This is a genomic window from Gemmobacter sp. (assembly GCF_046292685.1).
Classification (GTDB): domain Bacteria; phylum Pseudomonadota; class Alphaproteobacteria; order Rhodobacterales; family Rhodobacteraceae; genus Wagnerdoeblera.
The window spans coordinates 23,121-37,070 of sequence record NZ_JBKBQM010000035.1 but is presented as its reverse complement, the minus strand read 5'-3'; the positions used below and the strand labels follow the sequence as shown (position 1 = coordinate 37,070).

The window sequence follows — 13,950 nt, the reverse complement described above, 5'->3', positions numbered from 1 at the left end:
GGACATGCGCGAGATCGTCGGATTTGGCGTGATGACCACCCCGGCCGTCGTGGTGGGGGGCAAGGTCGTCCACAAGGGGTCTGTCCCCACGCACGATCAGGTTGTGGCCTGGTTGGGTTAAGGGAGGCTGCCATGAATGAAGCTGTCAAAAAGGAACTGGCCGAAGCGCGCGAAGTCTGCCCGTCCACCTCGCAGCGGTTGCTCAAGGCCGGTGCTCTGCTGGTTGACGTGCGCGAGCCTGACGAGGTGGCACGGGTGGGTTATGCCGGCTGCGAGGTAGTCAATATCCCGCTCAGCCAGTTCGAGGATCGCTGGCAGGAGGTGCCGCGCGACCGCGACGTGATCCTGGCCTGCGCTGTGGGCGAACGCAGCCTGCGGGCCACCTATTTTCTGATGTATCAGGGTTATGACCGGGTGATGAACATGAAGCCCGGCATCGCCCGCTGGGTCGCCCGCGGCTTTCCCATCACCGGATCGGCCGAGGCCGTGGCTTTGTCCGAGGCTGCATCCGCGTGCTGCGCCGGGTCGGCCGAACCTGTGCCGGCGGCATCCGCCTGCGGTGGCGGCGCGGGGGCGCCCGCGAGTCCGTCGTCATGCTGCGGAGGCGGGCAGTCGTCCGCCTGTTGCTGAGGCCGGCAGAGTCCCGGCCGATCCCCGGCTTGGGCCTCAGGACCGCGACATCCGGGCGCTGTGACGATGCTGCCCGAGCGACCGGTCCATCCGGCATCATGTGCCTGAAACACCGAAACCGCGCCCCACGGCACCGCGCGGGCCGCCCTCAGCGGCCGTGACCTGGCCGAACTCGGGTGCATGCTGCAATTCCGTCAGGAAGGTCTGCGCCGCGATCGACAGATGCTTGCCGCGCGGCCAGGCAACGTGCCAGTCGCGCACCAGCGGGAACCCGGCGACCGGCAGTTCGTGCAGGACGCCATGCTCCAGCTCCAGAAGCGCCGTGCCGCGCGAGATGACCGACAGGCCCAGACCCGCGGCGACCGCCTGCTTCACCGCCTCGTTCGAGCCGAGTTCCATGCGCACCCGCGGCGCCAGCCCATGTGCGGCGAAGAACCGTTCGGCGGCGCTGCGGCTGCCCGATCCGCGCTCGCGCATGACGAAGATCTCGTCGGCAAGGCGCGCAGGCGGCACGTCGGCCTGTCCGGTCAGCGGATGGTCGGGCGGCGCGACCAGGACAAGCAGATTGCGGGCGAAGGTCCGGTGCTCGGCGTCGAGATCTTCGGGGACGGTGCCGAGGATGTAGAGATCGTCCTCGTTGGCGGCGAACCGCGCCAGAAGTTCCTCGCGGTTGCCGACCGTCAGCGCGACGTCGATGCCGGGATGGCGGCGGCAGAAGACGCCGAGGTGCCCCGGCACCTGATACTTGGCCGTCGAGACCGCGGCAATGCGCAGCCGACCGCGCGCGAGCCCGCCGAGATCGGCCAATTGCATGTCCATACGGTCGATCGCCTCGAGCACCTCGCGGGCGGTTTCGAGCACGGTCCGCCCCGCTTCGGTCAGGAAGAGCCGCTTGCCGATCCGCTCGATCAGGACATGGCCCAGGGCCGCTTCCATCTGCCTGACCTGCGTGAAGACGGCCGGCTGCGTCAGGTTCAGCGCCTCGGCCGCCCGGGTAAAGGACATCTCCTGCGCGACCGCGCGGAAGATCTGGAGCTGACGCAGGCTGATGCGCATGATAATTCATCCTGGCATAGTCTGAAAATAAAAACTATTCATTTCAGTTAAAGTGTCAAATCCGATAGCGTCCTGTTGACGGAAGGCGGAACCAGTGCCGCCCCGCGAGAGGAGGTCCAAGGATGAATGCCCTTCCCAAGAAATACGACGCCGGCGTGAAGGAATACCGCTCCACCTACTGGGAGCCGGACTACACGGTGAAGGAGACGGATGTGCTCGCCGTCTTCAAGGTCATCCCGCAGCCCGGCGTCCCGCGCGAGGAGGCTGCCGCCGCGGTGGCCGCAGAAAGCTCGACCGGAACCTGGACCACCGTCTGGACGGACCTTCTGACCGACCTCGACCATTACAAGGGTCGTGCCTATCGCATCGAGGACGTGCCGGGCCATGACGACGCCTTCTATGCCTTCATCGCCTATCCGGCCGACCTGTTCGAGGAAGGCTCGGTCGTCAACGTCTTCACCTCGCTCGTGGGCAACGTGTTCGGCTTCAAGGCCGTCCGCGCGCTGCGGCTCGAGGATGTGCGCTTTCCGATCTGGTTCGTGAAGACCTGCTTCGGCCCGCCGCACGGCATCCATGTCGAGCGCGACAAGCTGGACAAGTACGGCCGCCCGCTTCTCGGCTGCACGATCAAGCCGAAGCTGGGGCTGTCGGCCAAGAACTATGGGCGCGCCGTGTATGAATGCCTGCGTGGGGGGCTCGACTTCACCAAGGACGACGAGAACGTCAACAGCCAGCCCTTCATGCGCTGGCGCGACCGGTTCGACTTCTGCCAGGAGGCAATCGAGAAGTCCGAAAAGGAAACCGGCGAGCGCAAGGGCCACTACATGAACGTCACCGCCCCGACGGTCGAGGAGATGTTCAAGCGCGCCGAATATGCCAAGGAGCTGAAGACCCCGATCATCATGTCGGACTACATCACGCTCGGCTGGGCGGCGCACAACTCGCTTTCCAAGTGGTGCCGCGACAACGGGATGCTGCTGCACGTCCACCGCGCGATGCACGCGGTGATCGACCGCAACCCCAACCACGGCATCAACTTCCGGGTGCTGGCCAAGCTTCTGCGCCTGCTGGGCGGCGACCATCTGCATTCCGGCACCGTGGTCGGCAAACTGGAAGGCGACCGCGAGGCAACGCTGGGCTGGATCGACCTGATGCGCGACAAGTTCGTGAAGGAGGACCGCGCGCGCGGCATCTTCTTCGATCAGGACTGGGGGTCCATGCCGGGTGTCTTTCCGGTGGCCTCGGGCGGCATCCATGTCTGGCACATGCCCGCACTGGTGGCGATTTTCGGCAACGACTCGGTGCTGCAGTTCGGCGGCGGCACGCTGGGCCACCCCTGGGGCAACGCCGCGGGTGCTGCGGCCAACCGTGTCGCGCTCGAGGCCTGCGTCCAGGCCCGCAACGAAGGCCGCGCGATCGAGAAGGAGGGCAAGGACATATTGACGAACGCCGCCCGCCACAGCCCCGAACTCAAGATCGCCATGGAGACCTGGAAGGAGATCAAGTTCGAGTTCGACACGGTGGACAAGCTCGACGTGCAGCACCGCTGAGCCGCCGTTTCCCCTCCCCCTCACGGGCGGGGTCGCCCCGCCCTTGCCTTGCACAGGAACACCGACATGAGCACTGTCCAGGACTACCCCTCGCGCCTGTCCGACCCCGCCAGCCGGAAGATGGGCACCTTCTCCTACCTGCCGCCGATGACCGAGGCGCAGATCCGCAAGCAGGTGGAATGGATCGTCAAGCACGGCTGGAACCCGGGGATCGAGCACACCGAGCCGCAGTTCGCCAAGTCCAACTACTGGTACATGTGGAAGCTGCCGATGTTCGGCGAGACCGATGTGGACGCGATCCTTGCCGAGCTGAAGGCCTGCCACGAGGCCAACCCCGGCCACCATGTCCGGCTGATCGGCTATAACAACTTTACCCAGAGCCAGGGCGCCAACATGGTGATCTATCGCGGACAGCCCGTCTGACCCACCTCGCGCCGCCCCGCAGCACATCGCCGCGGGGCGGCCCTGTTGCTCTGCGCCTGACAGGTGAACCATGGACATGCAGGACGTCACCGCCCCCTTCCGCATTGCAGCCGAACCCTGGTATCGCCCCACCGCCGACGAGGTCGCGCTGTTCGCCGCCGCCTATGCCGCGCGGATGCCGGTGATGCTCAAGGGCCCCACCGGCTGCGGCAAGACCCGCTTCGTCGAGCACATGGCCTGGCGGCTGGGCCTGCCGCTGGTGACGGTCGCCTGCAACGAGGACATGACCGCCTCGGATCTCGTGGGCCGCTTCCTGCTGGATGCCGAGGGCACGCGCTGGCAGGACGGGCCGCTGACCTTCGCCGCCCGCCACGGCGCGATCTGCTATCTCGACGAGGTGGTCGAGGCGCGTCAGGACACGACCGTGGTGATCCATCCGCTGACCGACAACCGCCGCGTCCTGCCGCTGGAGAAGAAGGGCGAGCTGCTCCGGGCGCATCCGGCCTTCTTCCTCGTCATCAGCTATAACCCCGGCTACCAGTCGTTGACGAAGGATCTCAAGCAATCGACCAAGCAGCGCTTCGGAGCGCTGGATTTCACCTGGCCCGAACCCGATGTGGAGGCCGAGATCGTCGCGCACGAGGGTGGGGTGGAGGCCGCGGTCGCGCGCAAGCTGGTCGAGATCGGCGCGCGGGCGCGCAACCTAAAGGGCCACGGCCTGGACGAGGGCGTCTCCACGCGGATGCTGGTCCATGCCGCGCGGCTGATTACCGAGGGTGTGGCGCCCGTGTCGGCCTGCACGATGGCGATCACCCGGCCCATCACCGACGACCCGGACATGCGCGATGCGCTCGATGCCGCCGTCGCCACCTATTTCTGAAGCCCCGGCCGCCGTCCCTGCGATGGACGGCCTGCCGGCCGACCATGCCGACCTGCCTGCGCGCCTGCCGCCCGAGGCCCGCGCCGCCCTGGCCCGCGCCCTGCCCGAGGTGCGCCGCCGCCTGTCGCCGCGCGGGCTCGACCACTGGCTGCGCGGGGCGGATGCGCTGGTGCAGATGGGGCGCGGCGAGGCGGTGGTGCTGGCCTGGATCGACGCGGTGCCAGAGCTGGCCCGCGAGATCGGCGAGGATGCCATCCCCGAGACCGTGACAGCCTGCCTCGGCTTTGCCTCGCGCACCTCGGGCGCGGTGATCGCCCGCATCCTAGAGACCGCGCCTCTGGCGGCGCGGCGGCTGGGCGACCTTGCGCTGTTCCGGTCCTGGCTGCGGCTGATCGAACATATGCTGGCACGGGCGCCGCGCGCGCTGCGGCCGATGCTGGATCATCTCGCGCAGCTGCTCGACGTGCTGACGCTGGGCGGGCTGCGCCGCTGGGCCGACTGGGGGATCGAGGCGCACCGCACCGACCCGCCCGCGATCGAGGCTTATTTCGCGCTGGCTACCGAGACCTCGCGTGCGGTGATGCAGGCCGAGCGCAAGGGCACGCTGCTGGTCGATGTGCAACGGCGACTGGGCATGTATCTGCGCGCGCTCTGGGGGCGCGATTTCGTGCTGGTGCCGACGGCAGGCGATTTCGAGACGCGGGCCGGGCTGCGCCCCTTCGTGGCCGAGCACATGCTGCACCTGCCCGATGCGCTGGACGACTGGCAGGGCCGGCCGGGGCTGGATCTCTACCGCGCGCAGGTCGCGCATCTGGCCGCCCATCTGGCCGTGCTGCGCCGGGCGATCCCGGCCGAGGGGCTGAACGCGCTGCAGACCCTGTGCATCGGCCTGATCGAGGATGCCCGGGCCGAGGCGCTGGCCATCGCGCGCTTTCCGAACCTGCGCGCGCTCTGGGCGCCGTTCCACGGACAGACCGCCGCGGGAACCGCGGGCGTCTTCGACCGGCTTGCGCGCGTCCTGCTGACCGGGGTTGCCGAGGACGATCTGTCGGCCTCTGCGCTCGCGGCCTTCGCCGCCGCCGACCTGACCGATGCCGGGATGTCGCGCGCGCTTGGCCTCGACCTTGCCGACCGGCTGCGGGGCCTGCCGTTTTCGGCGCACAGCGACCGGCCGTCCTGCCCCTATCGCTGCGACAACCGGCTTTTGTGGGAGTTCGAGGAACTCGACTGGTCGCAGGCCGCCGGTGCAGCCCCGGCGCAGACGCGGCGCTATGTCTCGGTCTCCGAGATGGTGAACGAGGTCGAGGTCGAGACCGCGGGCGCGGATGCGCAGGAAATCTGGGTACAGGCGAGCGTGTTCTTCGACGACGACGGCACGAGCTTCAACGCGCGCGAAGGCAAGCCGCCGCTCGGCCCGCCGATCCCCTATGACGAGTTCGACCACCGGCTTCAGGCCGTCCGACCCGGCTGGGCCACGCTGCGCGAGATCCGGCCGCGGGCGGGCGACCCCGCGCAGGCCGAGGCGATCCTGGCCGACAACCGCAAGACCATCGACCGGCTGCGCCATCTGCTCGACGCGCTGCGCCCGCAAGGCACGATCCGCATCCGCAAGCTCGAAGACGGCGACGAGATCGACCTGAACGCGGCCGTAGCGGCGGCCATCGACACCCGCCTGCGCCATCAGCCGGACCGGCGGGTGATGATGCGCCTGCTGCGCAAGACGCGCGACACCGCGGTGCTGGTGCTGCTCGACCTGTCCGAAAGCACGAACGATCCGGTCGGCGCAGGCCAGACCGTGCTGGGCCTGACACAGGCGGGCTGCCTGCTGCTGGCCGAGGCGATCGACCGCGTGGGCGACCGGCTGGCCATCCACGGCTTCTGCTCGGACGGGCGCGAGAACGTGTTCTACACCCGGCTGAAGGATTTCGAACACCCCTGGGGCACGCTGGCCAAGGCGCGGATCATGGGGGCCGAGGGCCGGCTTTCGACCCGCATGGGAACCGCGATCCGCCATGCCGGCGCGCATCTGGGCCGCGTCGCGGCGGCGCGCAAGCTGCTGATCGTGCTGACCGACGGGGCGCCGGCCGATATCGACGTGCGAGATCCCTTCTACTTGCGCCATGACGCGCGCCACGCAGTCGAAGGCCTGCGGCGAGCCGGAATCCTGCCCTTCTGCCTGACGCTCGACCCGCGGGCCGACAGCTATGCCCAGCGCATCTTCGGCCCGCGCAACGTGTTGGTCCTCGACCGGGTCGAGCGCCTGCCCGAGCGCCTGCCGCGACTATACGCGACCCTTACGCGCTGAGACCGGCTGCGTCGGGCAGCTTCGGCAGGTAGCTGGCGTGCAGCGCCTCGATCCCGGCCGCGATCCGCTCGGCCGCCGGATCCGGCCCGAAGGCCTGCGGACGCACCAGATACCAGTGCCGCATCACAGGCAGGTTCGGCCCCCTCAGCAGCACAAGCCGGCCCGCACGCAGCTCGTCGGCTACCGTGTGCAGCGACAGAAAGGCGATGCCGAGCCCGGCCAGCACCGCCTGCTTGATCGTCTCGTTCGAATCCATCTCGACGATGCGGACTGCCTCGGCCTCGGCGAAGCGGTCGAGGAAGCGGTGCATCAGGATCCGCGTCCCCGACCCCGCTTCGCGCGACAGGAAGGTCTCGCCCAGCAGAGCCGTCGGGTCGAACCCGTCGGCGCCTGCCAGCGGATGATGCGGCGGCAAGACGACGCCGTGCGGGTGCGGCCCGAGCGGCGTAGCCGTGACAGCGGGGATGCGTGGCGGTCTGCCCATGACCGCAAGCGCGCAGCGTCCATGATCGAGATCGTCGATGACCGCGTCGCGGTTGCCCACCCGAAGCGTGATGTCGATGGCCGCGCAGCATTCCTGGAGCATCTGCACGAGCCGCGGCGCGAAATATCTGCCGGTCGAGACGACCGACAGCGTGACATGCCCTTGCCGCCCGGCGAACCGCGAGCCGACCCGGGCCTTCAGCTGCGACAGAATGCCCTCGACCTGATGCGCGGCCCGCAAGACCTCGGCCCCGATCTCGGTCAAGGTCATGCGTCCGGTCTGTGGCGCACGGGTCAGCACCGGCGCCCCCACGGCTGCCTCCAAGGACTTGATCTGACTGTGAATTGCTGGCGCTGTCAGCCCGATTTCCGCAGCGGCGGCTGTCAGAGACCCCTCGGCCGCGATCGCCCGCAAGGCGCGCAATTGCTTCAGGCTCAGGGCGTCGATCCGGATCAATTCAGAATTCCTGAACAGCTATCTTGGATTCTTAAATTTGTCCAAATCAGAAACCGATGCAAGAGTGTCGGCGAGAACGATGGAGGAGGAGCCATCATGCCGACTACGCTCGACACCCTCCCGCCGGGAATTGCGCCGGACCTGGCGGACACGCTCGACCGCCTGGCGAGCGTCGCGTCAGCCCTCGCATGGCGGATCGCCCGAGGTGGGCTGGACGGAGACCTGGCTGCCGGACAGGGGACAAATGCCGATGGTGACAGCCAGAAGGCGCTGGACGTCATTGCCGACGACTCCTACCGGGCCGCATTGGCGGACGGTGCCGTGCGTCACTATGCGTCCGAGGAACAGGACGACGTCTGCACGCTGAACCCTGCCGGAACGCTGGCCGTCGCCATCGACCCGCTCGACGGGTCCTCGAACATCGACACCAACGTTTCGATCGGAACGATCTTCGGCATCTATCCGGCGGCCGCGGACCCGTCGGACAGTTTCCTGCGCCCAGGCCGCGACCTGTTGGCGGCAGGCTATGCGATCTTCGGCCCTCAGTGCTGCTTCATGGTCTGCGCCGGCGGTGCCGTACTGAAATATGTGCTGGACCCGGCGACCCGGCGCTTCGCGCGGAGCGGCGAGGTGCAGCCGATCCCACGCGAGTCGACGGAATACGCCATCAACGCCTCGAACTACCGCCACTGGCCCGCGCCCATCCGCGCCTACGTCGATGACCGCGTGGCCGGCAGCGAAGGGCCGACCGGGCGGAACTTCAACATGCGGTGGATCGCCAGTCTGGTGGCCGAAACGCACCGCATCCTGACCCGGGGCGGCATCTTCCTATATCCGGCCGACAGCCGGAAGGGCTATGAGTCGGGGCGCCTGCGGCTCGTCTACGAATGCGCCCCGATCGCCTTCCTTGTCGAGGCCGCCGGCGGCATGGCGAGCACCGGGACCGACCGGATCCTCGACATCGTCCCCGAACGTTTGCACGCCCGCACCCCCTTCGTCTTCGGCAGCGCGAACAAGGTGTCGCGGGTGGCGACCTATCACGACCTGCCCGCGCAGGAAATCTCGGCACTGTTCAACAAGCGTGGCCTGTTCAGGGGGCAAGACTCATGAGCAAGAAATTCCCCATCATCAGCGTCGTCGGCTCCTCCGGTGCCGGCACCTCGACGGTGAAGAACACCTTCGACCAGATCTTCCGCCGCGAGGGCATCAAGGCGGTCTCGATCGAGGGCGATGCCTTCCACCGCTACAACCGGGCCGAGATGCGCGCCGAACTCGTCAAGCGCCAGACCGAAGGCGACGGCACGTTTTCGCATTTCTCCTACGAGGCCAACGAACTGGGCGAACTCGAACGTGTCTTTCGCGAATATGGCGACAGCGGCACCGGCCGCACCCGGCACTATGTCCACGACGCGAGCGAAGCCGAACGGCACGGCGTGCCGCCGGGCGAATTCACCGCCTGGGCGCCGTTCGACAGCAATTCCGACCTTCTGTTCTACGAAGGTCTGCACGGCGCGGTGGTCAACGACCAGGTCAACCTTGCCGCGCTGGCCGATCTCAAGATCGGCGTGGTGCCGGTCATCAACCTTGAATGGATCCAGAAGATCCACCGGGATCGCGCGGCGCGCGGCTATTCGACCGAAGCCGTGACCGACACGATCCTGCGCCGGATGCATGCCTATGTGCACTGCATCGTGCCGCAGTTCTCGGAAACCGACATCAACTTCCAGCGCGTGCCGGTCGTCGATACCTCGAACCCCTTCATCGCCCGCTGGATCCCGACGCCGGACGAAAGCCTGGTGGTGATCCGGTTCAAGAACCCGCGCGGGATCGACTTTCCCTATCTCACCTCGATGATCCACGGATCCTGGATGAGCCGGGCCAACTCGATCGTCATCCCCGGCAACAAGCAGGATCTGGCGATGCAGCTGATCCTGACCCCGCTGATCGAGCGTCTGGTGACGATCGCCCGCAAGCTGCGCTGAAAGGGACACCTCATGAACGCGACCTTCCCACCTGCCGACGAAACCCTGATGGCCAACGCCATCCGCGCGCTGGCGATGGATGCGGTGCAGGCTGCCAACTCGGGCCACCCCGGCATGCCCATGGGCATGGCCGATGTCGCTGCGGTCCTGTTCAACCGCTTCGTCACGCTCGACCCGTCCTGCCCCGACTGGCCCAACCGCGACCGCTTCGTGCTTTCGGCCGGGCACGGCTCGATGCTTCTCTACGCGATCCACCACCTGCTCGGCTATGACGACATGGGGATGGACCAGCTGCGCGCCTTCCGCCAGCTCGGCAGCCGCACCGCGGGCCACCCCGAGTATGGCCACGCCAAAGGCATCGAGGTGACAACCGGCCCGCTCGGCCAGGGCATTGCCACGGCCGTGGGCATGGCGCTGTCCGAACGCCTCGGGCGGGCGCGGTTTCCCGAGCTGATCGATCACAATGTCTGGGTGATCGCCGGGGACGGCTGCCTGATGGAAGGGATCAGCCACGAGGCGATCGACCTGGCCGGGCATCTCGGGCTCGGCCGGCTGAACGTGCTGTGGGACGACAACCGCATCACCATCGACGGCGATACCGACATCGCCACCTCGACCGACCAGATGGCGCGCTTCGCCGCCGCGGGCTGGCATGTGCTGACCTGCGATGGCCACAACCGGACCGAGATCGCCGACGCGATCACGGCCGCCAAGGCCGATCCGCGCCCCAGCCTGATCGCCTGCCGCACGATCATCGGATATGGCGCCCCGAACAAGCAGGGCAGCCATGACGTGCACGGCGCCCCCCTGGGCGCGGCCGAGGTCGCGGCGGCGCGTGAGCGTCTGGGCTGGCCCCATGCCCCCTTCGAGATCCCGCAAGACATCTATGCCGCATGGCACCGCATCTCTGCCCGCGGGGCCGAAGCCCGGAAGGCCTGGAACAACCGCCTCGCAACCCATCCCCGGGCCGCCGATCTGCGCGCCCTGATCGCGCGGGATCCGGCGCCGCTGTCCTCCGCCATGACTGCCTTCAAGGCGCAGCTTCTGGCCGAACGGCCCAAGGTCGCCACCCGCAAGGCCAGCGAGATGGCCCTGGGTGTGGTCAACGCCGCGCTACCCTTCACCATCGGCGGGTCGGCCGACCTCACGGGGTCGAACCTGACGAAATCGAAGGGCCAGGTCTCGGTCACGCCGCAGGATTTCTCGGGCAGCTACATCCACTACGGCGTGCGCGAGCACGGCATGGCTGCGGCGATGAACGGCCTTGCGCTCTCGGGTCTGTTCCGACCCTATGGCGGCACTTTCCTTGCCTTCGCCGACTATTGCCGACCTGCCATCCGGCTTGCGGCGCTGATGGGCGTGCCGACGATCTTTGTCATGACGCATGACAGCATCGGCCTGGGCGAGGACGGCCCGACCCATCAGCCGGTCGAGATCCTGGCCTCGCTTCGGGCCATCCCGAACCTGACCGTGCTGCGCCCCTGCGACGCGGTCGAGACCGCCGAGGCCTGGGAAATCGCGCTCGGCGTCACCGAGGGGCCGGTGCTGCTGGCGCTGAGCCGGCAGAACCTGCCCACCCTGCGCACCGACGCAGCCGAGAACCTGACCGCCCGCGGCGCCTATGTGTTGCGCGATACGGCCGACCGGCAGGTGACGCTGGTCGCCACCGGATCCGAGGTGGAAATCGCCATGGCCGCCGCCGACCTGCTGGCGGCCGACGGGATCCGCGCGGCCGTGGTCAGCGCGCCGAGCTTCGAGCGCTTCGCGGCGCAGGACGCGGGCTATCGCGCCGGCGTGCTGGGCGAGGCACCGCGCGTCGGCGTCGAGGCCGCCATCCGTCAGGGTTGGGACGGCCTTTTGCGCCACACCGACGGTTTCGTGGGGATGACGGGCTTCGGGGCCTCGGCCCCGGCGCCCGCGCTCTACGCCCATTTCGGCATCACGGCGCAAGCCGTGGCCGCCAGGGCAAAATCGCTGATCTGAGGACACCAACATGACTGTAAAGGTTGCCATCAACGGCTTCGGCCGCATCGGACGAAACGTGCTGCGCGCCATCGTGGAATCCGGCCGCACCGATATCGAGGTCGTTGCGATCAACGACCTCGGCCCGGTCGAGACCAACGCCCATCTGGTGCGGTTCGACTCGGTCCACGGCCGCTTCCCCGGCGCCGTCGCCACCGGCCCCGACTGGATCGACGTGGGCCGTGGCCCGATCCGCGCCACCGCCCTGCGCAACCCCGCCGACCTGCCCTGGTCGGACGTGGACATCGTGATGGAATGCACCGGCATCTTCACCTCGAAGGAGAAATGCCAGGCGCATCTGTCCACCGGCGCCCGGCGCGTGCTGATCTCGGCCCCGGGCGACGGGGCGGACAAGACCATCGTCTATGGCGTGAACCACCACACGCTGACCCGCGACGACATCGTGGTGTCGAATGCATCCTGCACGACGAACTGCCTGTCGCCCGTGGCCAAGGTGCTGAACGACGCGATCGGCATCGAGAAGGGGATGATGACCACCATCCATTCCTACACCGGCGACCAGCCGACGCTCGACACGATGCACAAGGATCTCTACCGCGCCCGCGCCGCGGCGCTGTCGATGATCCCGACATCGACGGGGGCGGCCAAGGCCGTGGGCCTGGTGCTGCCCGAACTCAAGGGCAAGCTCGACGGCTTCGCGATCCGCGTGCCCACGCCGAATGTCAGCGTGGTGGACCTGAAGTTCATTGCCCGACGCGCCACCTCGGTCGAGGAGGTCAACGCAGCCATCCGGACCGCAGCCGAAGGCCCGATGAAGGGCATCCTCGGCTATACCGCCTTCAAGAACGTCTCCGCCGACTTCAACCACGATCCGCATTCGAGCGTGTTCCACATGGACCAGACCAAGGTCATGGACGGCACCTTCGTATCGGTCCTGTCCTGGTACGACAACGAATGGGGCTTTTCGAACCGCATGGCCGACACCGCGGTCGCCATCGGGAGGCTGCTGTGATCCGGTCGGTGTCCGATGTCGAAGCGGCCGGCCGGCGGCTCGTGGTGCGGGCCGACTTGAACGTGCCGATGGAAGGAGGCCGCGTCAGCGACGCGACCCGCATCACCCGCTTTGCCGAAGGCATGAAACCGCTGCTGGCCAGGGGCGTGTCGCTGGTGATCCTGTCGCATTTCGGCCGGCCGAAGGGCAAGCCGGATCCGGCCTTCAGCCTGCGCCCGTTGCGCGACGACCTCGCGCGCGCGCTCGGCTGCCCCGTGCGCTTCGCAACCCTCGACGCAGCGGCGGACGAGGCCGCGCGGCTGAACCCCGGCCAGGTGCTTCTGGTCGAAAACCTGCGCTTCGAGCCCGGAGAGGAAAGCAACGACAAAGCCCTGGCGCGGCGTCTGGCGGCTCTGGGCGATGTCTATGTGAACGACGCCTTCTCCTGCGCGCATCGCGCCCATGCCTCGACCGAGGCGATCGCCCATCTGATGCCGGGCGTTGCCGGACCGCTGATGACCGAGGAACTGAGGGCCCTGACGCAGGCGTTGGAACAGCCCGCGCGCCCCTCGGTCGCCATCGTCGGGGGCTCCAAGGTCTCGACCAAGATCGCGGTGCTCAAGAACCTCGTGGGCAAGGTCGATCACCTGATCGTCGGCGGCGGCATGGCCAACACGTTCCTCTTTGCCGAGGGCGCGCCGATGGGCCGGTCGCTGCACGAGGCCGACCAGATCGGCACGGTGCGCGAGATCCGGGCGCTCGCGGCGCAGTCGGGCTGCTCGATCCATCTGCCCGCGGACGCGGTCGTCGCGCGCGCGTTCGAGGCCCATGCTGCCTGCGAAACCGTGCCGGCCACCGCCTGTCCGGCGGATGCGATGATCCTCGATGCCGGCCCGCAGGCGGTGGCCGAGTTCACCACCGTGCTAGAAGGGGCGCGCACGATCCTTTGGAACGGGCCGCTCGGCGCCTTCGAGATGCCGCCCTTCGATGCCGCCACCATGGCCCTGGCGCGGGTTGCGGCAGAGCTCACGCGCGGCGGCACCTGCGTCTCGGTCGCGGGCGGCGGCGACACGGTGGCGGCGCTCAATGCCGCAGGCGTGGCCGACCGGTTCACCTATGTCTCCACCGCCGGCGGCGCCTTCCTCGAATGGCTCGAAGGGCGCACCCTGCCGGGTGTCGCCGCTCTCATGCAGAACGAAAGGGTCTGATC

Annotated in this window: 13 protein-coding genes; 11 read left to right on the top strand and 2 right to left on the bottom strand. The window is 68.1% G+C overall.

Annotated features, from left to right (window positions below):
• The first annotated feature begins 4 nt into the window (after positions 1-4).
• A complete protein-coding gene (locus ACK4S2_RS10890) occupies positions 5-121 on the top strand; it encodes a thioredoxin family protein (protein WP_409623955.1) in 117 nt (38 codons plus the stop codon).
• 11 nt (positions 122-132) lie between these two features.
• Positions 133-630, top strand: coding sequence for a rhodanese-like domain-containing protein (locus ACK4S2_RS10885; RefSeq protein ID WP_409623947.1), 498 nt, complete (start codon positions 133-135; stop codon positions 628-630).
• A gap of 96 nt (positions 631-726) precedes the next feature.
• Here ACK4S2_RS10885 and ACK4S2_RS10880 read toward each other — a convergent pair whose 3' ends face one another.
• Positions 727-1,686, bottom strand: a complete 960-nt coding sequence (locus ACK4S2_RS10880) for a LysR substrate-binding domain-containing protein (RefSeq protein WP_409623945.1) — start codon at positions 1,684-1,686, stop codon at positions 727-729.
• A gap of 122 nt (positions 1,687-1,808) precedes the next feature.
• On the opposite strand from ACK4S2_RS10880, the gene ACK4S2_RS10875 reads away from it, so the two are divergent.
• The 4 genes from ACK4S2_RS10875 (at position 1,809) to ACK4S2_RS10860 (ending at position 6,844) form a co-directional block, all read left to right on the top strand.
• Positions 1,809-3,236 carry a form I ribulose bisphosphate carboxylase large subunit gene (locus ACK4S2_RS10875; RefSeq protein ID WP_409623943.1) on the top strand — a complete coding sequence of 476 codons (1,428 nt, stop codon included), beginning with the start codon at positions 1,809-1,811 and terminating at the stop codon, positions 3,234-3,236.
• 66 nt (positions 3,237-3,302) lie between these two features.
• On the top strand, positions 3,303-3,659 hold the full coding sequence (locus ACK4S2_RS10870; protein ID WP_409623941.1) for a ribulose bisphosphate carboxylase small subunit: 357 nt from the start codon (positions 3,303-3,305) through the stop codon (positions 3,657-3,659).
• A gap of 76 nt (positions 3,660-3,735) precedes the next feature.
• Entirely contained in the window at positions 3,736-4,539 is an 804-nt protein-coding gene (locus ACK4S2_RS10865) for a CbbQ/NirQ/NorQ/GpvN family protein (RefSeq protein ID WP_409623953.1), read from the top strand.
• 22 nt (positions 4,540-4,561) lie between these two features.
• Positions 4,562-6,844, top strand: coding sequence for a nitric oxide reductase activation protein NorD (locus tag ACK4S2_RS10860; protein WP_409623939.1), 2,283 nt, complete (start codon positions 4,562-4,564; stop codon positions 6,842-6,844).
• Here ACK4S2_RS10860 and ACK4S2_RS10855 read toward each other — a convergent pair.
• Entirely contained in the window at positions 6,834-7,784 is a 951-nt protein-coding gene (locus ACK4S2_RS10855; protein ID WP_409623937.1) for a LysR family transcriptional regulator, read from the bottom strand. The genes ACK4S2_RS10860 and ACK4S2_RS10855 overlap by 11 nt on opposite strands.
• 96 nt (positions 7,785-7,880) lie before the next feature.
• On the opposite strand from ACK4S2_RS10855, the gene ACK4S2_RS10850 reads away from it, so the two are divergent.
• Genes ACK4S2_RS10850 through ACK4S2_RS10830 form a run of 5 tightly spaced genes read left to right on the top strand, consistent with a single transcriptional unit; the run spans position 7,881 to position 13,948 of the window.
• The gene (locus tag ACK4S2_RS10850) at positions 7,881-8,894 is read left to right on the top strand and encodes a class 1 fructose-bisphosphatase (protein ID WP_409623935.1); all 1,014 of its coding nucleotides are present in this window, start codon (positions 7,881-7,883) and stop codon (positions 8,892-8,894) included.
• The gene (locus ACK4S2_RS10845; RefSeq protein WP_409623933.1) at positions 8,891-9,766 is read left to right on the top strand and encodes a phosphoribulokinase; all 876 of its coding nucleotides are present in this window, start codon (positions 8,891-8,893) and stop codon (positions 9,764-9,766) included. The genes ACK4S2_RS10850 and ACK4S2_RS10845 overlap by 4 nt, the downstream gene beginning before the upstream one ends.
• 12 nt (positions 9,767-9,778) lie before the next feature.
• Positions 9,779-11,749, top strand: a complete 1,971-nt coding sequence (gene tkt / locus ACK4S2_RS10840; protein ID WP_409623931.1) for a transketolase — start codon at positions 9,779-9,781, stop codon at positions 11,747-11,749.
• Between the two features lie 10 nt (positions 11,750-11,759).
• Positions 11,760-12,761 (top strand): type I glyceraldehyde-3-phosphate dehydrogenase, encoded by a 1,002-nt coding sequence (gene gap, locus ACK4S2_RS10835; protein ID WP_409623929.1) that lies wholly within the window; start codon positions 11,760-11,762, stop codon positions 12,759-12,761.
• Positions 12,704-13,948 (top strand): phosphoglycerate kinase, encoded by a 1,245-nt coding sequence (locus ACK4S2_RS10830; protein ID WP_409623927.1) that lies wholly within the window; start codon positions 12,704-12,706, stop codon positions 13,946-13,948. The genes gap and ACK4S2_RS10830 overlap by 58 nt, the downstream gene beginning before the upstream one ends.
• Positions 13,949-13,950 lie beyond the last annotated feature (2 nt).

Coding starts and splice junctions, on each gene's coding strand:
- ACK4S2_RS10865 (WP_409623953.1), top strand. CDS start 3,736: ATGCAGGACGTCACCGCCCCCTTCCGCATTGCAGCCGAACCCTGGTAT.
- ACK4S2_RS10850 (WP_409623935.1), top strand. CDS start 7,881: ATGCCGACTACGCTCGACACCCTCCCGCCGGGAATTGCGCCGGACCTG.
- gap (WP_409623929.1), top strand. CDS start 11,760: ATGACTGTAAAGGTTGCCATCAACGGCTTCGGCCGCATCGGACGAAAC.
- ACK4S2_RS10890 (WP_409623955.1), top strand. CDS start 5: ATGCGCGAGATCGTCGGATTTGGCGTGATGACCACCCCGGCCGTCGTG.
- tkt (WP_409623931.1), top strand. CDS start 9,779: ATGAACGCGACCTTCCCACCTGCCGACGAAACCCTGATGGCCAACGCC.
- ACK4S2_RS10830 (WP_409623927.1), top strand. CDS start 12,704: ATGGGGCTTTTCGAACCGCATGGCCGACACCGCGGTCGCCATCGGGAG.
- ACK4S2_RS10875 (WP_409623943.1), top strand. CDS start 1,809: ATGAATGCCCTTCCCAAGAAATACGACGCCGGCGTGAAGGAATACCGC.
- ACK4S2_RS10870 (WP_409623941.1), top strand. CDS start 3,303: ATGAGCACTGTCCAGGACTACCCCTCGCGCCTGTCCGACCCCGCCAGC.
- ACK4S2_RS10845 (WP_409623933.1), top strand. CDS start 8,891: ATGAGCAAGAAATTCCCCATCATCAGCGTCGTCGGCTCCTCCGGTGCC.
- ACK4S2_RS10860 (WP_409623939.1), top strand. CDS start 4,562: ATGGACGGCCTGCCGGCCGACCATGCCGACCTGCCTGCGCGCCTGCCG.
- ACK4S2_RS10880 (WP_409623945.1), bottom strand. CDS start 1,686: ATGCGCATCAGCCTGCGTCAGCTCCAGATCTTCCGCGCGGTCGCGCAG.
- ACK4S2_RS10885 (WP_409623947.1), top strand. CDS start 133: ATGAATGAAGCTGTCAAAAAGGAACTGGCCGAAGCGCGCGAAGTCTGC.